The 23,347-nt window shown below is 66.4% G+C and carries 17 protein-coding genes, 1 tRNA gene and 1 pseudogene; 8 read left to right on the top strand and 11 right to left on the bottom strand.

Annotated features, from left to right (window positions below; all coding sequences use genetic code 11):
• Nucleotides 1–29: 29 nt before the first annotated feature.
• Complete coding sequence (locus G6N64_RS23420) at nucleotides 30–614, top strand: TetR/AcrR family transcriptional regulator (RefSeq protein ID WP_163800238.1); 585 nt, start codon at nucleotides 30–32, stop codon at nucleotides 612–614.
• Nucleotides 611–2,146, top strand: a complete 1,536-nt coding sequence (locus G6N64_RS23415; protein ID WP_163800237.1) for a glycerol-3-phosphate dehydrogenase/oxidase — start codon at nucleotides 611–613, stop codon at nucleotides 2,144–2,146. The genes G6N64_RS23420 and G6N64_RS23415 overlap by 4 nt, the downstream gene beginning before the upstream one ends.
• A 382-nt stretch (nucleotides 2,147–2,528) precedes the next feature.
• Here the strand turns inward: G6N64_RS23415 and G6N64_RS23410 are convergent, their stop codons facing one another.
• The 8 genes from G6N64_RS23410 to aceE all read right to left on the bottom strand — a co-directional run bounded on the left by G6N64_RS23410 (nucleotide 2,529) and on the right by aceE (nucleotide 13,690).
• Nucleotides 2,529–3,821 carry an ISL3 family transposase gene (locus G6N64_RS23410; protein ID WP_163802062.1) on the bottom strand — a complete coding sequence of 431 codons (1,293 nt, stop codon included), beginning with the start codon at nucleotides 3,819–3,821 and terminating at the stop codon, nucleotides 2,529–2,531.
• A gap of 277 nt (nucleotides 3,822–4,098) precedes the next feature.
• Nucleotides 4,099–5,520: an acyl-CoA carboxylase subunit beta gene (locus G6N64_RS23405; RefSeq protein WP_163800236.1), complete on the bottom strand. Its 1,422-nt coding sequence runs from the start codon at nucleotides 5,518–5,520 to the stop codon at nucleotides 4,099–4,101.
• Between the two features lie 58 nt (nucleotides 5,521–5,578).
• Nucleotides 5,579–6,832 (bottom strand): KasA/KasB family beta-ketoacyl-ACP synthase, encoded by a 1,254-nt coding sequence (locus G6N64_RS23400; RefSeq protein WP_163800235.1) that lies wholly within the window; start codon nucleotides 6,830–6,832, stop codon nucleotides 5,579–5,581.
• Nucleotides 6,833–6,868: 36 nt separating this feature from the next.
• Nucleotides 6,869–8,119: a 3-oxoacyl-ACP synthase KasA gene (gene kasA / locus G6N64_RS23395; protein ID WP_163800234.1), complete on the bottom strand. Its 1,251-nt coding sequence runs from the start codon at nucleotides 8,117–8,119 to the stop codon at nucleotides 6,869–6,871.
• The gene (gene acpM, locus G6N64_RS23390; protein ID WP_163802061.1) at nucleotides 8,116–8,409 is read right to left on the bottom strand and encodes a meromycolate extension acyl carrier protein AcpM; all 294 of its coding nucleotides are present in this window, start codon (nucleotides 8,407–8,409) and stop codon (nucleotides 8,116–8,118) included. Before acpM ends, kasA begins: the two co-directional genes overlap by 4 nt.
• A 78-nt stretch (nucleotides 8,410–8,487) precedes the next feature.
• On the bottom strand, nucleotides 8,488–9,432 hold the full coding sequence (locus G6N64_RS23385) for an ACP S-malonyltransferase (RefSeq protein WP_174266991.1): 945 nt from the start codon (nucleotides 9,430–9,432) through the stop codon (nucleotides 8,488–8,490).
• A 148-nt stretch (nucleotides 9,433–9,580) separates the two neighbouring features.
• The gene (locus G6N64_RS23380; protein ID WP_163802060.1) at nucleotides 9,581–10,816 is read right to left on the bottom strand and encodes a PucR family transcriptional regulator; all 1,236 of its coding nucleotides are present in this window, start codon (nucleotides 10,814–10,816) and stop codon (nucleotides 9,581–9,583) included.
• 84 nt (nucleotides 10,817–10,900) lie between these two features.
• Complete coding sequence (aceE, locus tag G6N64_RS23375; protein WP_163800232.1) at nucleotides 10,901–13,690, bottom strand: pyruvate dehydrogenase (acetyl-transferring), homodimeric type; 2,790 nt, start codon at nucleotides 13,688–13,690, stop codon at nucleotides 10,901–10,903.
• A 237-nt stretch (nucleotides 13,691–13,927) separates the two neighbouring features.
• Here aceE and G6N64_RS23370 point away from each other — a divergent pair, with 237 nt between their 5' ends.
• The 4 genes from G6N64_RS23370 (at nucleotide 13,928) to G6N64_RS23355 (ending at nucleotide 15,538) form a co-directional block, all read left to right on the top strand.
• Nucleotides 13,928–14,428, top strand: a complete 501-nt coding sequence (locus G6N64_RS23370; protein WP_163802059.1) for an Rv2240c family protein — start codon at nucleotides 13,928–13,930, stop codon at nucleotides 14,426–14,428.
• A gap of 94 nt (nucleotides 14,429–14,522) precedes the next feature.
• A complete protein-coding gene (locus tag G6N64_RS23365) occupies nucleotides 14,523–14,945 on the top strand; it encodes a DUF3052 domain-containing protein (protein WP_163800231.1) in 423 nt (140 codons plus the stop codon).
• Nucleotides 14,946–14,951: 6 nt separating this feature from the next.
• Complete coding sequence (locus G6N64_RS23360) at nucleotides 14,952–15,416, top strand: peroxiredoxin (RefSeq protein WP_163802058.1); 465 nt, start codon at nucleotides 14,952–14,954, stop codon at nucleotides 15,414–15,416.
• A gap of 47 nt (nucleotides 15,417–15,463) precedes the next feature.
• A tRNA-Val gene (locus G6N64_RS23355) sits at nucleotides 15,464–15,538 on the top strand.
• A gap of 17 nt (nucleotides 15,539–15,555) precedes the next feature.
• Here G6N64_RS23355 and G6N64_RS30720 read toward each other — a convergent pair.
• Nucleotides 15,556–15,726 (bottom strand): annotated as a pseudogene (locus G6N64_RS30720) (IS30 family transposase); the annotation flags it as partial.
• Nucleotides 15,727–16,159: 433 nt separating this feature from the next.
• Between G6N64_RS30720 and G6N64_RS23350 the strand changes: the two are divergent.
• Entirely contained in the window at nucleotides 16,160–18,607 is a 2,448-nt protein-coding gene (locus G6N64_RS23350; RefSeq protein ID WP_163800229.1) for an SIR2 family protein, read from the top strand.
• Nucleotides 18,608–18,872: 265 nt separating this feature from the next.
• Nucleotides 18,873–19,280 (top strand): hypothetical protein, encoded by a 408-nt coding sequence (locus tag G6N64_RS23345; protein ID WP_163800228.1) that lies wholly within the window; start codon nucleotides 18,873–18,875, stop codon nucleotides 19,278–19,280.
• Between the two features lie 578 nt (nucleotides 19,281–19,858).
• Here the strand turns inward: G6N64_RS23345 and G6N64_RS23340 are convergent.
• Together G6N64_RS23340 and G6N64_RS23335 are read right to left on the bottom strand one after the other, a co-directional pair.
• A complete protein-coding gene (locus G6N64_RS23340) occupies nucleotides 19,859–21,193 on the bottom strand; it encodes a reverse transcriptase family protein (RefSeq protein WP_163800227.1) in 1,335 nt (444 codons plus the stop codon).
• Nucleotides 21,183–23,264 carry a hypothetical protein gene (locus tag G6N64_RS23335; RefSeq protein WP_163800226.1) on the bottom strand — a complete coding sequence of 694 codons (2,082 nt, stop codon included), beginning with the start codon at nucleotides 23,262–23,264 and terminating at the stop codon, nucleotides 21,183–21,185. The genes G6N64_RS23340 and G6N64_RS23335 overlap by 11 nt, the downstream gene beginning before the upstream one ends.
• Between the last annotated feature and the right edge of the window lie 83 nt (nucleotides 23,265–23,347).

The following is a 23,347-nucleotide window of genomic DNA, read 5'->3' as shown; positions in this document are numbered from 1 at the left end:
GACGTCGGTCATGAGTTACAGTATTACAGATGATGTCAATCAGTAACGCAGCACCGGCGCAGACGGTCGGGGACCGCATCCTCGACGCAGCGGCGGACTGCGTCCTGGCCTATGGCGTCGACCGCGTGACCCTCGCCGAGATCGCCCGTCGCGCAAGGGTCAGCAGGCCGACGGTCTACCGGCACTTCCCCGACGTCCGCACGATCCTGGCGGCCCTGCTGACGCTGCGGATCACCCGCGCGCTCGACGAGGTGCCCAGCCGGGGCGTCGGCCGCAGCCATCTCGTCGACCGAGTGGTGGGCATCGCCCAGCTGCTGCGGCACGAGCCGGTGATCATGGCGGTTCTGCACCAGGACTCCGACCTCGCGATGATCTACCTGTCCGAGCGGCTCGGCACCAGCCAGCAGATCCTGCTCGACACCGTCGCCGACGAGATCGCCGCCGCGCAGTCCGACGGCAGCGTCCGCACCGGCGACGTCCGCCGGCTGGGCGCGATGTGCCTGCTCATCACGCAGTCCACGATCCTGTCCGCCGACCTCGTCGCGCCGATCCTCGACGCGGACGCACTGGCCGTCGAACTGGCCCACGCACTGAACGGATACCTGAAGCCATGACGAACTCGACCGCACTGTCCGCCGCCCGCCGCGCCGCCGACCTCGCCGCGCTCGGCGACGGTGCCGCCGTAGACGTCGTCGTCATCGGTGGCGGCATCACGGGCGCCGGCATCGCGCTGGACGCCGCCACCCGTGGGCTGTCGGTCGTCCTCGTCGAGAAGCACGACCTGGCGTTCGGCACCAGCCGGTGGAGTTCGAAGCTGGTGCACGGCGGCCTGCGCTACCTCGCCACGGGCAACGTCGGGATTGCGCGGCGCAGTGCCATCGAGCGCGGAATCCTGATGACCCGCAACGCTCCTCACCTCGTGACGGCCATGCCGCAGCTGGTGCCGCTGCTGCCCTCGATGAGCACGCCGTCGCGGGCGTTGGTCCGAGTCGGCTTCACCGCGGGGGACGGCCTGCGGAAGCTGGCCGGCACCCCCGCCGCGGTGCTGCCGCGCTCGCGTCGCGTCGGCGCGGCCCGGGCTGCCGAGTTGTCCCCGACCGTCCGGCGCGATGGGCTCGACGGCGCACTGCTCGCCTACGACGGCCAGCTGATCGACGACGCGCGGCTCGTCACCGCCGTCGCGCGCACCGCCGCGCAGCACGGCGCCCGGGTGCTCACCCGGATGGCCGCCACGCACGCCACGGGGACGTCGGTGCGACTGACCGACGAACTCACCGGCGAGGTGCTCGACGTCGCGGCGCGCGCCGTGATCAACGCCGCGGGCGTGTGGGCGGGCGAGGTCGACGCGTCGATCCGGGTGCGGCCCAGTCGCGGCACGCACCTGGTGTTCGATGCGGCGGCGTTCGGCAACCCCGTCGCCGCCCTGACGGTGCCGATCCCCGGCGAGCTGAACAGGTTCGTGTTCGCGATGCCGCAGCAGCTCGGCCGCGTGTACCTCGGCCTCACCGACGAGGACGCTCCCGGCCCGGTTCCCGACGTGCCGGAGCCGACGGCCGAGGAGGTGACGTTCCTGCTCGACACCGTCAACACCGCGCTGGACGTCGCGGTGACCCGAGACGACGTCATCGGCGCCTACGCCGGCCTGCGGCCCCTGATCGACACCGGCGGCGGTCGCACCGCCGACGTGTCGCGCGAGCACGCCGTCACCGAGTCGGCGAACGGCGTCGTCAGCGTCATCGGCGGCAAGCTCACCGAGTACCGCTACATGGCCGAGGACGCCCTCGATCGCACGATCGCGCTACGAGGGTTGGCCGCGGGGCCGTGCCGGACCCGCAACGTGCCGCTCGTCGGCGCGCCGGCCAACCCCGTCGCCACGCTGCGGTCCCCGGTCGAGCTGCCGTCGTCGCTGGTGGCGCGTTACGGCGCGGAGGCGCCCAACGTCATCGCACACGCGACGTGCGACCGGCCCACCGAGGTGGTGGCCGACGGGATCGACGTCACCAGAGCCGAATTCGAGTACGCGGTGACCTACGAGGGCGCGCTGAGCGTCGACGACGTCGTGGACCGGCGAACGCGGATCGGCCTGGTCGCCGCCGACCGCGAGCGGGTGCTCAGCGTCGCCGAGGAGATGTTCGCGTCGCACTGACGCTGGGCCCGCGAGTGTGGGGCTTCTGTACGCGATCAGGCGGATTTGCGTACGTAAGCCCCACAGTCGAGGGTGCTCGCTCACCGGCGGCGCCGCTGACGCTGGTGCGCGCCGCGGCCCGTCATGATTCGTTGACGGGTCTGGGAGACACACTGCGTTGCGGCCACGTTCGGATAGCGCTGAGCGTCCATGCCACCCGCACTTCTGCCACCTGAACGCTCGCTCGACGCCGGGCCCATGAGTGTGGGGCTTCTGTACGCGATCAGGCGGATTCGCGTACGTAAGCCCCACAGTCGAGGGTGCTCGCTCACCGGCGGCGCCGCTGCAGCTGGTGCGCGCCGCGGCCCGTCATCATTCGTGGCTCTTGTGACTGATCTGTGGGTCATTGGCGGTCGGGCAGGGTGGGGCGGTGTCCTCCGAGGGTGAGCATGGCTAGGGCGATTAGGGCGGCGGGGTTGGCGAATCCGAACGCGATGCGTGTGATGAGTCGGATCTTGGTGTTGACCGATTCGATGAGTCCGTTGGATAGACCGTGGGTGATGGCTGCGAGGATCTGTTCGCGGTGGCCGGCGATGCGACGTTGGAGTGTGACGAACGATTCGATGCGGCTGCGCCGGGCCCAGGCGATCCACCTGTCCAGCGCCTCGGCGGCGTGGTCGGCGGGGAGTTTGAAGATCGTGCGCAGGCCTTCCTTGAGGAGGTAGGCGCGGTAGAGCCGCGGGTCGGTCGTGGCGATCCACTGCAGCTTCACTCGCTGCCGGTCGGTGAGGTTCTCCGGGTTCTTCCACAACGCATATCGCACGCGTCGAAGTGCTAGCGCGGGCCCGGTGGATACGGTGGCTCGTCGGCCGTGGGCCCACCCGTGCGAGCGGGTGTGACCCCCGCGGCGGGCGTTGGCCCAAGCGTCGCGGCGGACGGCATCGAGGGCGTCGCTGGCCCAGCCGACGACGTGGAACGGGTCTGCGCAGCGGATGGCGGTCGGGCACCGCTCACCGACTACGTCGGCGATCCATGGGGCCCCGTCCGCGGTGACGTGGGTGATGCGGGCGCATCGCCCCGCACCCGATGCCTCCAGTGCATCGAAGAAGGCGCGCACGGTGGCGCGATCTCGGCCGGGACTGGCCCACACCAGGCGGCCGCTGTCGTGGTCGACCACCACGGTCAGGTACTTGTGGCGGCGCTTGTAGGAGATCTCGTCGATTCCGATCCGTGTCAGGTCGGCCAGGGCATCGGCGCCGGCGGCGGTGTCCGACCAGACCCGGGTGACGATTGATCCGACTGTGCGCCAGGCGATCCGCATCAACTCGGTGATCGCCTTCTTCGAGCATTGTGTGGCCAGCCAGGCCACCTGCTGGTCGAAGGAGCGGGTGTGTCCGGCACCGTGTCGAGCCCAGGGAATCTGTCGCACGGTCGGCCCGTGGGTAGGGCAGTTGACCCGCGGGGCGTCGGCCTCGAGTAGGACCCGAACGGTTCCCACGTCGAGCCCGCGCCACCGGCGCCGGTGCCCACGGTCATACCAAGGGGCTCTCAATCCGCAGTCGCCGCATCGACCTCGAACCGATCGCCGAGGCCTGACATGGGCCACGAGTACCTGCCTGTGGTCGTCGAACTCGACGTCCTCGACGACGGTGTTTTCGACGCACAACAAGGCGCGCCATAAGCTGGCGTTCTGCACGCCGTTCTCCGTTCTGATGTTCCTGACCTTCGACAAGCCAGAAACTAGACGGGGAACGGCGTGTGGCCGTTCAGGCGCGATCAACCACCCACAAATGAGTCACAAGAGCCTCATTCGTTGACGGGTGGGGGTGCGGTAGTGCTTCGGTGGCGGCATCTTGGCACTTCAGATTCCCGACGAAAAGTCGTGAACTCCCCTCATTCGCAACGAACGAGGGGAGTTCAGGACTGCTCGCGGGGGATTAGTGCCCAGCTGCTCGCCGGGAATGCCCGCGGGGTTACAGCGGGATGTTCTTGTGGCGGCCGCGGCGCGCCGGCGCCTCGGCCAGCGCCTGGGTCACGACGCTACGGGTGTGCGCGGGGTCGATCTTCGCGTCGACGACACCGATCTCGATGGCGCTGTCCACGCCGCCCGCGATCCGCTCGTGCTCGGCGGCCAGCTCCTCGTGCAGGGCCTCGCGGTCCTCGGGAGCGGCGGCGGCGAGCTTGCGCTTGTGCAGGATGCCGACCGCGGCCTTGGCGCCCATCACGGCGACCTCGGCGTCGGGCCACGCGAACACCTTCGTCGCTCCGAGCGAGCGGGAGTTCATCGCGATGTAGGCGCCGCCGTAGATCTTGCGGGTCACCAGCGTGACGCGGGGGACCGTCGCCTCGCCGAACGCGTGCAGCAGCTTGGCGCCGCGGCGGACCACGCCGCCCCACTCCTGGTCGACGCCGGGCAGGTAGCCGGGCACGTCCACCACGACGACGATCGGGATGCCGAACGCGTCGCACAGGCGCACGAAACGTGCTGCCTTCTCGGCACTCTCGGAGTTGAGGCAGCCGCCGAGTCGCAGCGGGTTGTTGGCCAGCACGCCGACCGAGCGGCCCGCAAGCCTGCCGAGGCCGACCACCATGGACGGTGCCCACTTGGCCTGGAACTCCTCGAACGGGGCGTCGTCGTCGAGCAGCGCACCGATCAGCGGGTGCACGTCGTAGGCTCGCCGCGGCGAATCGGGAAGCAGCGCAGCGAGATCGGTGTCGCCGGCCTCGGCCTTCGCGCGGTCGAAGTGGCCCTGCTGGCTGAACAGCCCGACCAGGCGGCGGCCACGCTCGTAGGCGTCGACCTCGCCGTCGGCCACGATGTGGCACACGCCGGACTTCTTGTGATGGGTGTCGGGCCCGCCGAGCGAGGCCATGTCGACGTCCTCGCCGGTGACGCTGCGGACCACGTCGGGTCCGGTCACGAAGACGCGGCCCTCGGGCGCCATGATGACGACGTCGGTGAGCGCGGGGCCGTACGCGGCGCCGCCGGCGGCGAAGCCGACCACGATGGAGATCTGGGGGATGAAGCCCGAGGCGCGGATCATCGCCTCGAAGACCAGGCCGACGGCGTGCAGCGCCTTGACGCCCTCGGCCAGCCGAGCGCCGCCGGAGTGCCAGATGCCGATGATCGGGCTCTGGTCCTCGATCGCGGTGTCGTACGCGTCCACGATGTGCTTGCAGCCGTCGACGCCCATCGCGCCACCCATGACGGTGCCGTCGGTGCAGAACGCGACCGTGCGGACGCCGTTGACGGTGCCCGCGGCGGCGAGGACGCCGGACTTGTCGCGCTCGTGCAGCAGTTCGACGGTGCCGTCGTCGAAGAAGGTGGCGAGGCGCAGCAGCGGGTCGCGCGGATCTACTGACTCATCGACTACTTCGGGGGCCATGGTCGTCATCTCAAGTCTCCTGATTTCGTAGCTCTTCGGTTCGTATCGTGTCGTGCCGTGCGTCGGATCAGTACTTGCCGAAGGCGAGAGCGACGTTGTGCCCGCCGAATCCGAATGAGTTCTTGATCGCGTACTTGAAGTCGCCCCGTCGCGGCTCGCCGGAGACGACGTCGAGGTCGATCTCCGGGTCGAGGTTGCGCAGGTTCAAGGTCGGGGGGACCACGCCGTCCCGAAGTGCCATCACGGTGAGGACCGCCTCGACGGCGCCGACAGCGCCTACCGAGTGGCCCAGCGCCGACTTGGGTGCATACACCGCGGGCCGGTTCGAGCCGAGGGCATTGTTGATCGCCTTGCCCTCCGCCACGTCGCCGACCGAGGTGCCGGTCGCGTGCGCGTTCACGTGGTCGATGTCGCCGGGGGTGAGTCCGGCGAGCTGGATGGCCCGGGTGATCGCCCGTCCGGCCTGATCGCCGGTCGGGTCTGGAGCGACGATGTGGTAGCCGTCGGAGGTGACGGCTGCGCCCATGAGCCGGGCGAGGATCGTCGCACCGCGGGCCTTGGCGTGCTCCTCGGTCTCGATGACCATGAGCGCGCCACCTTCGCCGAACACGAAGCCGTTGCGGTCCTTGTCGAACGGACGGCACGCTCCCGGCGGGTCGTCGTTGGTCGTCGACAGCACGATGCGCATCTGGGCGAACGCGGCGATCGGGACCGCTTCGATACGGGTCTCGACGCCACCGCAGATCGCGACGTCGGCCTCGCCGAGTGCGATGCTGCGCCAGGCGTTGGCGATGCCCTCCGAGCCCGACGCGCAGGCCGAGACGGGGGAGACGATGCCGGCCCTGGCGTTGCGCTCCAGGCCGACCGCGGCGGCGGGCGAATTGGGCATGTACGTCTGCACGGCGAGCGGCGAGACGCCCTCGACGCCCTTCTCCCGCATGCCGTCGTAGGCATAGAGGAGTTCCTCACTGGAGCCCATACCGGTGCCGATCGACACCATCAGGCGGCGAGGATCGACGCCGGGTGAGTCGGCGTTCTCCCAGGCGCGGCGGCCCAGCACGGTGGCCATCTTCTGCAGGTAGGACAGTCGTCCCTGCTCCTCGGGCGTCAGATCGCCGTTGAAGTCCTCCAGGAGGTGGCCGCCGATGCGGACCGGCAGGTCGTACAGATCGATGAAGTAGTCGTCCAGCGTGCGGATGCCACTCTTACCCTCGAGCAGGCGTCTCCACGTGCTGTCGGCGTCGGCCCCCAACGCGGTCGTCATGGCAAAACCGGTGACGACCACGTTGGGCAAACCGTTGCCCGAGGACATCTGCGTCATTACTGCTGGAACACTCCCTCTCGGACTGGCTATCGGTCAGTAGCGGCCGAATGCCAGAGCGACATTGTGTCCACCGAAACCGAACGAGTTGTTGATGGCGTACTGGTAGTCGCCATATCGAGGCTCACCCGCGACGACATCGAGATCGATCTCGGGGTCGGGTGTCTCGTAGTTCAGTGTCGGCGGGATGACGCCGTCCCGCAGTGCGAGCACCGTCAGGATGGACTCCAGCGCGCCGACCGCTCCGATGGAGTGGCCGAGCGCCGACTTGGGCGCGTACACCGCGGCGTTCTGCACTCCGGCGTTCCGGATCGCATTGGCCTCGGCCACGTCGCCGATCGGCGTCGCGGTCGCGTGTGCGTTGACGTGATGAATGTCAGACGGGGTCAGCCCCGCCGTCTCGATTGCCCGCTTCATCGCGTGCCCGGCACGCAGACCGTCGGGTGCCGGCGCCACCATGTGGTAGGCGTCCGACGAGATGCCTGCGCCCATCAGTCGGGCCAGTGGCTTGGCGCCACGGGCCTTGGCGTGCTCCTCGGTCTCGATGATCATCAGCGCGCCGGCCTCGCCGAACACGAAGCCGTCCCGGTTCTTGTCGAACGGACGCGACGCTGCCTCGGGGTCGTCGTTGCGGGTCGACATGGCCCGCATCATCGAGAACGCCGCGATGGGCAACGCCTCGATCATGCCTTCCACGCCACCGCAGACGGCGAAGTCGGCGTCACCCATGACGATCTGGCGCCACGCGTGGGCGATGGCCTCCGAGCCCGACGAACAGGCCGACACCGGCGTGATGACCCCGGCGCGGGCGCCGAGTTCGAGGCCGACGACGGCAGCCGCACCGTTGGGCATGACCATCTGAACGGCGAGCGGGGACACCTTGCGGGGCCCGCCCTCGTTCATCGCGTCGTACATCTCGACGATCTTCTCGCCGCCGCCGAGGCCGGTGCCGATCACGACCGAGAAACGATCGGGATCGACCTCCGGCTTCCCGGCGGATTCCCACAGCTGGTTGCCGACGTACTTCGACATCCGCTGGACGTAGGACATCCGTCGCAGCTCCAGCCGGGTCATCAGCGGATCGAGGGGCTCCTTGAGGTGCCCGCCGATCTTGACTGCGAGGTCCCACTTGTCGACGAACGGGTCGTCGAGTTCGCGGATACCGCTCTCGCCGGCCAACAAACCCTTCCACGTGCTGTCGATGTCCGCCGCCAGCGACGTGGTCGCGGTGACCGCAGTCACCACGACGTTGGGGAAGTTGCCGTTAGCAGTGGAAGGGCGGGTCACGAGGTGAACTTGTCGCGGAGTGCGGCGGCAGCCTCGGGGTTCTCTTCCTCGAGCTTCTGGATGTAGGCGACGACGTCACCGACGGTGCGCAGGCCCGCGAGGTCCTCGTCGGGGATCTTCACGCCGTACTTGTCCTCGGTCTGCACGGCGATCTCCACCATCGACAGCGAGTCGATGTCCAGGTCGTCGACGAACGACTTCTCCGGGGTGACCTCGGAAGGCTCGATACCGGTGACCTCTTCGATGATCTCGGCGATGCCGGCGATGATTTCTTCCTGCGTAGCCACGATGGCTCCTTCTATTCGGTGATCGGCACGCCGGATTCGGCATGCCAGGTGGGAACGGTCGGTGGTGCGGGTGCTACTGGACTAGTACTCGGCGAGCCCGTCCAGATCTGCGGGGCTCTTGACGGCGTGCGTCGGAACGCCCCGAAGTTCTCGTTTCGCGATCCCGGCGAGCGTCCCGGCGGGCGGGAACTCGACGATCGCTGCGACGTCCCGCTCACGCAGCGTCGCGGTGCACAGGTCCCAGCGGACCGGCTTGGTCAGCTGCGACACCAGCTTGGCCATGGCGTCGGTGGCCGAGGCGACCGGCTGGCCGTCGGCGTTCGACAGCAGCACGGTAGTGGGCTCGGCGGTGGCGACGCTCTCGGCCGCGGCGGAGTAGCCGGGCAGGGCGGAGGCCATGAAGTGCGTGTGGAACGCCCCTGCGGTGGCCAGCTTGCGGACGCGCGCCTTCTCCGGCGGATCCTCGGCGAGCTTGTCGAGCGCCGACTGTGCGCCCGCGGCGACGATCTGTCCGGCCGCGTTGCGGTTGGCGGGGACCAGGTCGAGCGCCTCGAGTCGGGCGAGGACCTCGGTCTCGTCGCCCCCGAGGACGGCGGCCATGCCGGTGGGCTCCGCGGCGCAGGCCTTCGCCATCTCGGCGCCCCGGGTCGCGGCCAGCTTCACCGCGTCGTCGGCGGAGATAACGCCGGCGATGGCGTAGGCGGCGATCTCGCCGACCGAGTGGCCGGCGACGACGGTCTGGGCTCGATTGGACCCCGGGTCGCCAGGCTCCTGCCCGCCGAGGCCGAGCAGTCCGCGCCGGGTCAGCTCCTCGTAGGCGAGCAGCGTGGCCGCGACGACGAGGGGCTGGGTGACCGCGGTGTCGGTGATCTCCTCGGCGGTAGCGGTGGTGCCCAGTGCGGTGAGGTCCAGGCCGCTGATCTCCGACCACGTCGCGAGGCGGTCCGCGGCGCCGGGCAGTTCCAGCCAGGGCACGAGCATGCCCGGGGTCTGGGAACCCTGTCCCGGAGCGAGCAGCGCAAGCACGGCGTTTTGTGGCACGGATTAAGAGAACACTGTGAAGTTGGGTTTACGCGGTGTAAGAGATTATGAACCTGGTCTTATGTTTTTGTAGGTAGTCAACAAAACGGCACGTGACGGGACCGCGCCGTGATCGGAATGCGACGTTTTATCCTCAAAGCGAAGCCACCGAAGGGCCCGGACGGGCTGTCAGCTGGATCACATCGGCGTTTGTCGTGCTGGAATGCGTCGTCTGCCGTCCCAGCCGCCCGAGGGTGGTGGCGACCCGCAGGATGTAGGCGTCCCTGGGGACGGTCGGATCACGTCCCGTGAAGTCGGCGACCCGCTTGAGGCGGTAGCGGACGGTGTTTGGATGAACGAACAGTTTGCGGGCGCATGCCTCGATCGCACCCCCCGAGTCGAGGTAGGCGTCGAGCGTCTCGGCGAGCGCGGGACCGGCGTCGGCGAGCGGCCGCATCACCTCCGTCTGCAGGACGGCGATCGCCGAGCGGTCGCCGGCGAGCGCCCGCTCGGGCAGCAGTTCGCGGGCCGGGACCGGGCGCGGAGCACCGCTCCACCCGGCGACGGCGTTCATCCCCGCGATCGCCTCGCCGGCGCTGTAGTGCGCGCCGGACAGCGACGTCGCGACGGGGCCCACCACCACGGGTCCGTCGGCGAACGCCTCCATGAGGTCGGCGAGGAACTTGTCGGTCGGGGTGAGCTGGCCCGACACGATGGCCACCAGCCAGGTCCCGTGCACGTCGGTCAGCGCCACCCGATCGTGCCTGCTGACGACCGCGTGCACGTCCTCGCTGGTGAACTCGAGGCGCGCGGGATTGGGCAGGCCGACGACCACGGTCGCCGGCGCCGTGGCGTCCCAGTTGAGCGCCGCGGCCTGCGACTGCAGTTCGGGCCCGATGTCGCCGCGGACGACGGCGTCGACGACGTTGGCCTCCATCCGGGTGTCCCACGCGCCGCGCGCCTCCGCCGCGTCGGCGTAGCCGGACGCCGCCGCGAAGGCCAGGTTGCGGCTGTAGCGCAGGATCCCGACGGTCAGTGCCGTCATCTGCTCCTGGTTGCGCGCCAGCAGCGGCACGGCCTCCTCGAAGTACTCCATGGTCACGCGCACCATGTCGACGGTCTGCCGCAGTGCGATGCGGCGGGTGAGTTCTTGCGGCACCAGCGCGAACGCCTCCGCGGTGTAGCCGACGTCGCCACCGGGGTCACGCATCCACTCGGCGAAGTTGACCAGCGCGGTCTGGACGACGAGCTGGACGCTGGCCCGCTGCGACGCCTCGAGTTCGGCGAAGAAGGGCAGCCGCTCACCCATCACGTGCACGGCCTCGGTGGCCAGGCGCCCGGAGTGCTGCTTCACGCGTCGCTGCAGCGACTCTGGGACGGACGCCACCATTTCGAGCGGCGTCCGTCCGGACGAGTTGTCAGTCACTCCTAAAAGCTACGCCGTTCTTCTGGCAGAAGTCCACAAACGCGTGGCTCAGGCGCTCCCGGTGTCCTTGAACGACACGCCTGCCGCCATGACGTCGTCGATCTGGTATTGCTTGGCCGCGGCCACCGCCACCGACGGATCGATCTCGCCGTCGCGCGCCAGCGCCGCCAGCACCGCCACCACGACCGACTCGGCGTCGGTGTTGAAGTAGCGTCGCGCCGCGGGCCGGGTGTCGGAGAAGCCGAAGCCGTCGGTACCGAGCGTGACGTAGGTGTTGGGCACCCACGGCCGGATCTGCTCGGGGACCGCGCGCATCCAGTCCGAGACGGCCACCACGGGGCCGGCCGTGTCGGCGAGCACCTTGGTGACGTACGCCTGCCCGGCCTCCTTGCCCGGATGGCGCAGGGCCTCCCGGTCGAGCGCCACGCCGTCGCGGTTCAACTCGCCCCAGCTCGTCACCGACCACACGTCGGCCGCCACGTCCCACTCCTTGGCGAGCAGGTCGGCGGCACGCAGGGCCTCCGGCATCGCGACGCCGGAGGTCAGGATCTGCGCGACGTTGCTGCGCTCGTCCTTCGCGGCCCGGTAGCGGTAGATGCCCCGCAGCACGCCCTCGTGATCGAAGTTCTCCGGCTCGGCGGGCTGCACGTAGGGCTCGTTGTAGATGGTCATGTAGTAGAAGACGTTCTCCGGCTCGTCGCCGAACATGCGCCGCAGACCCTCCTCGACGATGTAGGCGATCTCGTAGGCGAACGCCGGGTCGTACGTCACCACGGCGGGGTTGGTCGACGCGAGCAGCAGCGAGTGACCGTCCGCGTGCTGCAGACCCTCACCGGTGAGCGTGGTGCGACCCGCGGTGGCACCGAGCACGAAGCCCTTCGCCATCTGATCCGCGGCGGCCCACAGCCCATCGCCGGTCCGCTGGAACCCGAACATCGAGTAGAAGATGTAGACCGGGATCATCGGCTCGTCGTGCGTCGCGTAGGACGTGCCCACCGAGGTGAACGACGCCGTCGAACCGGCCTCGTTGATGCCCTCGTGCAGGATCTGGCCGATCTCACTCTCCTTGTACGCCAACATGAGTTCGGCGTCCACGGCCGTGTACAGCTGGCCGTTGCGGTTGTAGATCTTCAGGCTCGGGAACCACGAGTCCATCCCGAAGGTGCGTGCCTCGTCGGGGATGATCGGCACGATGCGCTTGCCGATGTTCTTGTCCCGCAACAGTTCCTTGAACGTGCGGACCGTCGCCATGGTGGTGGCGACCTCCTGGTTGCCCGACCCCTTCTTGAGCGCCTTGTAGGTGTCGCGAGGGGGAAGCACGAGCTTCTTCATCTTGGTGCGACGCTCGGGCAGGAACCCGCCGAGCGTGCGGCGCCGGTCGAGCAGGTAGCGGATCTCGGGGGCGTTCGGCCCGGGATGGAAGTACGGCGGCAGGTACGGGTTCTCCTCGAGCTGCGCGTCGTCGATCGGGATGCGCTGGGCGTCGCGGAAGTCCTTGAGGTCCTGCAGCGCCAGCTTCTTCATCTGGTGGGTCGCGTTGCGGCCCTCGAAGTGCTTGCCGAGGGTGTAGCCCTTGATGGTCTTGGCCAGGATGACCGTCGGCTGGCCCTTGTGCTCCATGGCGGCCCGGTAGGCGGCGTAGACCTTGCGGTAGTCGTGCCCGCCGCGCTTGAGGTTCCAGATCTCGGCGTCGGTCATCGGCTCGACGAGGGCCTTGGTGCGCGGGTCGCGGCCGAAGAAGTGGTCGCGGACGTAGCTGCCGTCGTTGGCCTTGTAGGTCTGGTAGTCACCGTCGGGCGTGGTGTTCATCAGGTTGACCAGGGCGCCGTCCCGGTCGGCGTGCAGCAGGGCGTCCCATTCGCGGCCCCAGACGACCTTGATCACGTTCCAGCCCGCGCCGCGGAAGAACGACTCCAGTTCCTGGATGATCTTGCCGTTGCCGCGAACCGGACCGTCGAGGCGCTGCAGGTTGCAGTTCACGACGAACGTCAGGTTGTCGAGACCCTCGTTCGCCGCGACCTGGATGAGGCCGCGCGACTCGGGTTCGTCCATCTCGCCGTCGCCGAGGAACGCCCACACGTGCTGATCGGTGGTGTCCTTGATGCCGCGGTCGGCCATGTAGTGGTTGAACCGGGCCTGGTAGATGGCGTTCATGGGGCCCAGCCCCATCGACACCGTCGGGAACTCCCAGAAGTCCGGCATCAACCGCGGGTGCGGGTAGGACGGCAGCCCGCCGCCCGGATGGCTGTGCTCCTGGCGGAAACCATCCAGTTGGTCGGCGGTTAGCCGTCCCTCGAGGAAGGCGCGCGCATAGATGCCGGGGGAGGCGTGCCCCTGGATGAAGATCTGGTCGCCGCCGCCGGGGTGCGCCTTGCCGCGGAAGAAGTGGTTGAACCCGACCTCGTAGAGCGCGGCCGACGAGGCGTAGGTCGAGATGTGGCCGCCCACACCGACTCCCGGCCGCTGGGCCCGGTGCACCATGATGGCGGCGTTCCACCGGATCCACGCTCGGTAGCGCCGCTCCACGTCTTCGTCACCGGGGAACCAGGGCTCCATCTCGGTGGGGATCGTGTTCACGTAGTCGGTCGACGTGAGCGCCGGGATGGCGACGCGCTGTTCGCCGGCACGCTCCAGCAGGCGCAACATCAGGTACCGGGCGCGGGCCGGACCGGACCGGTCGAGCAGCGCGTCGAACGATTCGAGCCATTCGGCCGTCTCGTCCGAGTCGATGTCGGGCAGATACGATGCGACGCCTTCGCGGATGACGCGAACACGATCGGGTTCTTTTGTGTTGCTTGAGTTTTGAGCCAGGTCTTGGCGCGCGAACTCGGTGGTCAACTTCCGCTCCTTGGTAGGCGGGTGTTCGGGCTCGTGGCCCTGGTGAACTGCATGTCCATCGTCCTCCATCCTGCCTGAACACGGGCAGCTGGGTCGGCTTCCGGGGCGACGTAGTGCGATGACCGGCGACGAATGCCCCCACCGGAGTAACGTCTGCTGACCGTGACCGGTCCACGGCTGGCGGCTCGGAGCCTGCGCGCCACGAGCCTCGCGACCGGCGTGGCCGCAGCCGTGGCGATGATCGTGGTGGGTTGCCAGAGCATCACCTCCGGTTCGGCGAGCCTCGACTCGGCCGACGTCCCGCTGTACCGCGCCTCCACGTCGTCGTCGATCGAGGCGTCGGTGTCGAGTTCGGCGGCCCGGGAGTCGGAGCGCCAGGAGTCGGTGGCCAAGGAGGCGGTGCACACCTCGTGCGAGGCGCTGAGTTCGAGCAGCGTCGACGCCATCGCCGCGGTGAACGGGTACGTCGACGCGGTCAACGAGAACTCCATGGACCTGGTGGCGAAGGCCGGCCCCGCGGTCGATGCGCTCAATCGGACCGCCGACGTCGTGGCAGGCAGCATCTCCGATCCGTTGGCGCCGGACCTGCGGGATGCGCTCACCGCCTGGGTGGACGCGGCGAGGGCGCTGGCGTCGGCGATCGCGGCCGATGCACAGACGTCGGAGTTCAACTCGGCGATCGACCGCGTGAACGATTCGCAGGGTGTCGCGCTGAACCTCTGCGACGCCGCATATTGACCAACTTGCGCGCCAGGCGCGTGCCTTCGGCAGTAGCGTGCGACGATAGGCCGACGAAACCCGGGGCGAACCCGCTGGCTGAAGGAGGACGACGGTGGTTGCGGCGGATTCGCCGAACTACGCCCGAAGGTTGGGCATCGAAAAGGACCATGCCATCCAGGAGCTTGGATGGGACGAAGACACTGACGACGACATCCGGGCCGACATCGAGGAGGTCGCCGGCGGCGAACTCCTCGACGAGGACGCCGACGAGGTGGTCGACATCGTGCTGCTGTGGTGGCGCGACGACGACGGCGACCTGGTCGACCGGCTGATGGACGCCATCACGCCACTGGCGGACGAAGGCATCGTCTGGGTGGTGACACCCAAGACCGGCAAACCCGGTCACGTGGCGCCCGCCGAGATCGCGGAGGCTGCGCCGACCGCGGGGCTGGTCGTGACGTCGTCGGCGAACCTGGGCGACTGGATCGCCAGTCGGCTGGTGCAGCCGAAGTCGAAGGCCGCGCCCAGGAGGTGACGGTCGCTGCTTGACGCAGGCTCCCGGGCACCGGACTTCACCCTCAGGGATCAGGCCGGCCAACCCGTCTCGCTGAGCGCGTTCCGCGGATCGGCGAACGTTCTCCTGGTGTTCTTCCCGCTCGCGTTCACCGCGGTCTGCGAGGGCGAACTGGCGGAGATTCGCGACAACGCGGCGCGTTACCGGACCGACGACACGGTCACGCTCACCGTCTCGATCTGTCCGCCCCCGGTCCACCGGGTGTGGGCCGAGCAGAACCGCTTCGACTTCCCCGTGCTCTCCGACTTCTGGCCGCACGGCGCCGTCGCCGCCGACTACGGGGTGCTCAACGCCGACAGCGGCCTACCCAACCGCGGCACCTTCGCCGTCGACATGGCGGGGACCATCGCGTTCGCGGAGATGAAGCAGCCCGGGGAACGGCGCGACCAGACCGCCTGGACGGACGCGCTGGCGGCACTGCGCAGCGCCTGATCGGATTTCCGCTCGGGCGTCGACGGCGTGTAAGTTGCCCCGAGCACGGGCGCGTAGCTCAGGGGTAGAGCTCTGGTTTTACACACCAGCGGTCGGGGGTTCGAAACCCTCCGCGCCCACCAGGTCGGAGGTAGTTTTCGAGTGTCCAGATACTTCGGGTGTTGAGGGTGTCTTGGATGCGTTTGAGGTCGGCCTTGAGATGCACGCTTAGGTCTGTGCCCTTCCCGAACCAGAATCATAGGAGCCGCTTGGTGGTCTCGTTGCTGCCGCGTTGCCACTTCGAGTGCGGGTCGCAAAAGTAGACCGGAGCCTGTAGCTGCAGGTTGACAGTGAACACGGAAAGGCGATGACCAAACGGCATGACAACCTCTCAGATCAAGGGATCTTGTCTTGACCGAATGAAACTTTCCACCCGTTCGGCTGGTCTGGAGCCTCGGGCCAGCGGAACGCGCCCCTGTCCCCACGCTGCGATCTTTGCTTCGTTTCACGCACGCATCTCATACCCGAGGTAGAGTCAGAACCTCGCGTAACTAACGTGGTTGAGACCACGAAATCTGTTGTCAATACAATAGAATTCGGGTTTTACCCGCGGAAAATTACCCCCAGGGGGGACCCTCCCTAGGCACCTCCAAGACCGCGCGCAGAATGCGTTGGTAGCAAGTCGGACGTGTCTGCGACTTCGATCGACCTGGCGTGCTAAACCGTTGTACGGGAATCGCAGAGGACACGGCGTAGGGGGGAACTTGGAGCTGTCAGAGCTAGCCAGGACTATCGAGCCAGCAGACACAGCGCTGCTGCTCGGTGCAGGTGCGGCCATACCATCGGGAGCGCCCACAGGTGCAGCACTTGCAAGGCATCTAGCTGAACAACTGTCGCCCCCACCCGATGGTGATGATCTGGCTGAAATCGCCGGGATCTTCGAGAACCGCGTCGGGCGCAAAGATCTCGTCTTGGCTGTGCGACAACGACTTTCCGACCTAGAACCTACTGGCGGCATGTTGGCATTGCCTGCTTTCAAATGGAAGGCCATCTACTCTACGAATTTTGACCGCCTTGTGGAGAAAGCTTACAAACTGGCAAGTGTCGATTTGAACGTGATCCGGACAAATTACGAGTTTTCATCGGGATCGCAGTCCGACGACGTCGTACCTCTTTACAAGATCCACGGATGCGTCAGTAAGGATGTGGCCCTTGGTGATCACGCCCGAATGGTTCTGACTGAGTTTGACTATGAAGAAGTTGAGAAATATCGACAAGCTCTATTTTCGAGTCTGCAATTGCAAATGATGGGTGGGACCACCCTCATCATCGGCCAGTCTCTGGCGGACGCTCATCTCCGTGATCTCGCTAAGCGGGTGGGAGCGCTCCGTCTGGAGGGTGTGCCGGGTCGCATCTTTCTTTTGGTCTATCAATATGACGCGGACCGCGCGAAACTGCTAGAGCAGCGCGGCATACAGGTTGCGGCGGGAACTCTGGAAGAGTTTCTTTTCCAACTCAGTTCTCGGCAGTTGGTCGCGGACAGCAGAGCAGTGGCGCATACCTCGGAATCGCCCGAGACGCTCCCGCCAAACCTTGCTACCAGTACCACAGTTGTCAGCCACGCGAGTGGACTTGCGCCTAACATTACGCGCTTATTCAACGGCAGCCCGGCGACGTATGCCGACATTCATCACAACTTGACAATTCAGCGTCATCGCGAAAACGTACTATTCGAAGCGCAAAATGGGCGGCGCGGGTACTTCTTGGTTTTAGGCGGCGCTGCGGGTGTCGGCAAGACCACTCTAGCGCGACGACTCATTTATCGCCGCCATACAGAGCGGTTCGTCACATGGGAGCATAAGAACGAATACCCGCTAGACGTCCAGGGCTGGCTTGGAATGGAAGCAATCCTACGACGCGACAACAGGCAAGGGATGCTGCTTATTGATGACTGCGCGAGGCATCTAAGCACGGTAAACCGACTGGTCGACGGGCTCGGCAAGATTGCTCGTCCGTTTCTTCGAATCGTAGTGACTGTTAATTCATCGCAATGGAAAAGTCGACCTAAATCACCATTCTTTTTCAGTCGTGGCACTTTTGAGCGTCTCTCCCTGCTGGCGGACGGCGATTTGACGTCATTGATCAATCTCGTTGATCAAAAAGTCGAGATTCGCAATCTAGTCGAAGAGGACTTTCTTCGCCTGGGGTTCAAGGACAAGGTGCGACGCTTGCGCGAGCGTTGCAGTTCCGAGATGTATGTGTGCCTGAAAAATATCTTTCACACCGAGCAGCTAGACACGATCGTCCTTCGGGAATTTGCGGAACTTGATGACGATGCCCAAGAAATTTATCGCTATGTAGCAGCCATTCAGGCAATGGGTGGGAAGGTCCATCGCCAGTTGGTTCTGCGCCTACTGCAGGTCGAAGCGGGCGGATTTTTCAATCTATTAGGTCGGATGGAAGACGTCGTCTCTGAGGAAGATATCAAACCGCGCATGGGATTGTATGGGTTGAAAACCAGACATGATGTGATTGCTGAGACGATTGCTAAATATAAATTTGCTGATGAAGGAGAGCTCTATCGATTGATAGAGCGTTTAATCGATGGTTTGAACCCTACGGAATATATTGAGCTCGAGACAGCGCGCGGCATGGCTGCACACGAAATGGGGATACAGCGTCTCACCGATCGAGGCCAGCGTGAAGCGCTTCTCCGACGCTTGATCGACGTAGTTCCAGCCGAACGAACCCCCCGGCGGCGCCTTATCCGCTTGCTTTTGGAAGATGGGAGATACGACCAGGCCGATCAAGCGATCCGCGTAGCGCGACGCGAGATAGGAAAAGATTCGATCATCAAGCGCTACCAAGCGACGCTGCTAATTGGTCGCGCCGAGACAACCTCGGGACTTCTGGACGGGGATCGATTCGCGATGCTCCTAGAAGCTGGACGTGTTGCTCGGGAATGTGTAGCGCACGCCCCCCACGATCGATACAACTATCGCGTGCTGGCTGATGTCGGAATCGCCATGGCCCAGGGACATGGACGGGGGGAACTGCTAGCCGAGACAATCGACATGATGCGGCAGGTTGAAACGGAGGTGGCAGACCCTGATTTTGTCCGTGACCGTCGGGACCTCGAATCGACGCAGAGGCGCACCGAGGCCGCAGCACCTCGTTTGCCCGAGATGGCTTGGGCGGATATCGACGAATAGACATCCGGACATGTCCAAACGCTAATGCCAAGAGTATGTCAGCGATCCGCTGTCTGCTCGGTATCGAGTTCTAACCTGCTGCCAGCGTGCGGCATCGTGTATCACAGCCAGGGTGGCGCGCCAGTCCTTGGTTGCAAGCGACAACTGAAGTTTGCGTCCGATAGTGGCTAACAACTCATCGAAGGCACGGAGCGCTTGTCTGTTGATTTCTGCCGGAACGGGTTTCGTGCCGTTGTACTTAGTCGTGGTGTGCAGAGTCGCAGGAGTGACCGGCGTTTCGGGCAGATTCGTACGCCGGTCGGCGTTACCGTTCGTCGCTGTGTGGGAGCATTGGCAACGGCAAGCAGGCAACATACCGATCGTCATCGCAGTTCTAGCCCTTCTCGTCGTGATCGGCGTCCTGCCCGTGGTGCTGCACTTGCAGGGATCGCTCACCGTCGGAAGTCTGGCCAAGTGGGTGTCGACTGTAGGTACGCTTGGGGCGCTCGCGGCACTTCTGTTCGCGGCAAGAGAGTGCCGTGCCGGGCAGGACGAGCGTCTCGCAAACGAAGCTGACCAAGCCCGTCTAATGGTCGTTGAGCACATCGAACGACACGATGATCCGCTTGCTGAGGATGACATTGGCGTGCCAAATTTTTTCAGCTCTGCTCCCGTGTTCAAACTTGGTGATTAGAAGCGCGACGCAGACGGCCAAGTTGGTTGAAGTTCAAGACAGTATTTATACGAACGTCCTGCTGATGCCGGTCTCAAAGCCGGATGAGCCCACTCCTCGGCTAATGCTCCGCGCGAGGCGGGGCTGACGCCAAACGTCGAGTTCGTGGTGTCCCACTTCACCGATTCGCACGGTCGCGATTAAGCGTGGACAGGCAGCCGGCCAGCCCGTGAAGGACTCCGGCCGACGGTCTTGGCGATTGTTCTGACGATCCTCCGGAGGACGCGCGCGGTTCGCTTACATTCTGCCCAGATTCTGCGTCCAGATACAGTTAATTTCGGTGACCTCAAATGATTTGGTTTGACTTCAGAGACTCTCACGCGGACATTTATCGGGCAGCCGTCGGGGGTTCGAAACCCTCCGCGCCCACCGTCAGGCAGGAACGTCGGGACCGAGGCATCAGAAGTGGGCGGCGCGGGCATAAACGCCTAAAAAGAGGGACCGAAAGCCGCAACCTCTGTGGTCCATCGGAGAAACCGTCTTGCGACGGGATCCGCGCCGGCGCCGACAGTAACCGGACGGGCTGGCTCCGGCAAGGATCATTGCCGGTTGCGCAGCCCCACCAGCGACGTCAACCCCATGTCGCGGTACAGCGCCGCCGGCGGCACGTCGCGGAAACCCCGCACCCCCGATCGCCCCGTCGCCGCCTGCGCGATCTTGCGGGCGATGCGGTAGTCGAGGTCCTTCAGCGTCCCACGGTCGGTGGTCGCGTCGAGCAGCGCGGGCAGACCGGCGACCGAGAAGGGGCTGGCCAGGTCGAGCATCACGTTGGTGGCCGCCACGAGGTGGCGGGCCCGCTGGTCCACCGGGAGGGAGGCCAGGGCGGGCGTTGCGCCGTCGATCCGGGTGGCGATGCGACCGACGAAGCGGCGCAGTCGGTGTGGCCCCAGCGTCACCGTGCCGGCATGGGTGACGGACAGCCCGAGACAGTCGATGCGGTCGCGACCGAGGTAGGCCGGGTCGACGGTGTCGGGCCTGCCATGTCCGCTCAACGCCGTGCGCAGCTCCTTGGACAGTTTGCGGCGCACACCCAGACCGCCGGTGAGTCCTTCGATGCGTCGATCGGCCTCGAGGATGGCGTCGAGGTCCGGGTGGGCCAGGATGAAGTCGTCGTTGTATCGAACGTAGAAGATGCCGTCGACGTCCGCGACGGCCCGGTCCATGGGCACCACCGCCAGGTTGCCGAGCAAGGGTACGAGCGGGGTTCCCATGGCGATTCCGTTCACCCGGGTGAATTCGGCGCCGTCGGCGTCCCGCACCACCGGACGGATCAGATCCGTGATGAGATCCCAACTGCGAGAGTCGATGTCGCCCTCGGCGCTGCCCAGCGACGCCACCTCGCGCACCGTTCGCCACAGCGCCGCGCCTGGACCGACGGGCAGGTTGTCGCCGTACTTCTCGAAGTCGGACTGCAGGACGTAGAGCGGACCGGACGCCCGGTTGCCCGGCTCACGATGGGACCGCACGAACCGGGCGAACGCTCGCATGGCGCCGAGGTTCGTCAGGCCCGGCAGATACGAGTAGACACCCGGCAGGCCGTAGCAGCGGGCGTTGTGGGTCAGGAGCTTGAACAGCGTCGAGCCGACGACGTGATCGATGAATGCCGGTTGGTGGGCGGCCCGTCTCTTGCCGTTGGTCTCGAGGAACCAGAGGTCGACCGGCTGCGGACGGTAGCTGCCGTCGGCGATGCTGCGGGCGATGGCGCGGGAGAGTGCACGCCGGTCTGCGGCTGCGTCGAGGTAGGTGACGCCGTCGGAGACGTCGTTGAAGCCCAGTCCGCGTTCGCTGCGTTTCGAGTAGATCCGCAGGATCGTGTCCTCGTAGGTCCTCGGGTCGACCAGCTTCCGTCCGACGTCGACCGGTTCATCGAGCATGGACGGCGCCTTCGGTGGGGCGCCCGCCCAGCCGCCACGACTTCAGTGTCCGCAGCCACTGCGCAAACCGTTCGGGAGCGGGATCCGGCGGCAGCAGGAAGACCATCTGCACCCTGTTCTGATGGAAGATCGCCGACAGCCACCGCCCGGCCACCTGGATCACCAGCGCGTCGTCGTCGAGGCTCCGGACCGCCTTCGGCAGGAGTGCCACGAGGAGGTCGGGATCCAGGTTCCGCATGTCGCGCCTGCCGGCTCGGGTGTGGAGGTCGGCCACGAAGCCGTCCGGGAAGATGGCGAGAAACCCCGGCCGCAGGAGAGCCGGACTGACCGGCGGGGCGGGCGCGGCGTCGACGGGCTTGAGCCACCTGTCGTGGATGATGCGGTCGAGAGCCGCGTGCCCGTCGTCGGCGGGATCGGGCCACCGGCGTCCACGATTCACTGCTCCTCCGGTTGCCGCCTGCAGGGTCAGATGTAGGTGGCCCGGTGCGTCGCCGCCGGACGCCCGCTCGAAGAAGACCAGTGAGGTCGGGGAGTGGAATGCCAGACATCCATTGTGGCGCAATTGTTCCCGCACGAGGCGCAGGGCTGCCGACCGCTGTCGCGTGGGAATCCACTCGGGCACGTCGACCGTTCCCGCGTACACGGGACCGGGCTCGGCGGCGAGCGCCCGAATCCAGTCGCCCAGCGGCAACTGCGTGGGACGTGACGGCACCCTGTCGTGAAAGTGCTGGACGTTCATGTGGACGATGAGCAGCACGAGCATCGCGGCGGTCAGTTCGAGGAGATCGGACGCGGGGTCGGGATCGAGCCACACGAGCGCGAACAGGACTGCGGTGAGCGCGGTGGTGGCGTTCAGGCTGTTGAAGCGGCCCTCGGCGAACAGGCGGATCTGATAGGTGCCGATGAAGCTTCGCACGACGAACAGCGGAAGCAGAGCGAGGAGGAACGAGAACGGTATGTCGGGGAGCACCCACGTTCCCAGTACGGCTGCCAGTCCCCAGAAGTAGAGGGTCACGACAGGGGTGATCCACAGCAGTCTGTGGAAGAACCAGACCCGGTACTCCCGCAGCGCCGGAAGCCGTCTGAGCCGGACGAAGTCGAAGTAGAACACGCTCGTCGCCTCGTAGGCCCCCCGGAACAAAGGCAGTGCGAGGTAGAAGAATTGGAAGGCGTCGATCTCGCGCCAGGTCTGGATGCCTGCGGTGAGGTCGAACGCTCGGGTTGTCGTGCCGTAGATGCCGGCGATGGCGAGGACGGCGACCGCATCGAGACGCAGTCCGACCCCGGCCAGCGTCGTCTCGATGCCCAATCGGACGGGGATCGACGGTAGCGAGATCCGGTGCCGGCCGGCCGGGCGGAGGTTGGGCCACAGACCCGCGAGACGGTAGAGACGGACGGCGAAGGTGACGGTGATCCAGATGGACAGGGCGTTGGACGCGATGATGGCGACGACGACCGCGGCCGTCGGGAAGAACAGCACGCCGCCACCGATGATCACCAGTTGGACGACGGTCGGGGCGAAGAGTGTCCACAGCGGGCGGTAGACGCGGCGGGTGGCGAACATGCCGGAATGCAGCACGCGCACGGGCATTCTCATCGCCAACTCGATGACGATGAGGAATGCGTAGACATGCCCGATCGTGTCGCCGTCCTCCGGCAGGAGCGCGCTCAGGACCAGCGCGCCGGCCAACGTCACCATCGCCGCGGCGATCACGGACAAGACCAGCCACGCGCCGATCTCGCGTTCGATACCGTCTCTGTCCGCAGACTCCGAGAGCCCGCGCACGCGCTCGCGCATCACCTCCAGCAGACCCCACCAGGCACCGCTGACGAGCAGGCTGCCCACCCGCAGGATCATGACCGTGTAGGCGGCTAGACCCCCGAGAGTCGCGAGGATGATCAAGAATTCGGCGACGTGAACGGCGAAGTTCGTTCCGTCGACGACGAGCAGGTAGCGGAGGCGGTAACGGAAGTACGCGGACATCCTCCCGGTGAGCAAGCACGCGTAGAGCGAGACCGTTCGGTTCTCGCGGCGCCGGGTGCGGTCGAACCACCGGTCGATCTCGTTCACCAGCATCCCCTCCAGCGTTCACCCGAGACCTCCGCCGGTGATCTCACGAGCGGCGACGCGACGCTGTGGGAGGCTGCGTGGAA

The organism is Mycolicibacterium sediminis (assembly GCF_010731735.1).
GTDB classification, from domain to species: Bacteria; Actinomycetota; Actinomycetes; order Mycobacteriales; family Mycobacteriaceae; genus Mycobacterium; species Mycobacterium sediminis.
Note: the sequence above shows the minus strand (reverse complement) of the source record. Positions and strands in the feature narration are given on the sequence as shown.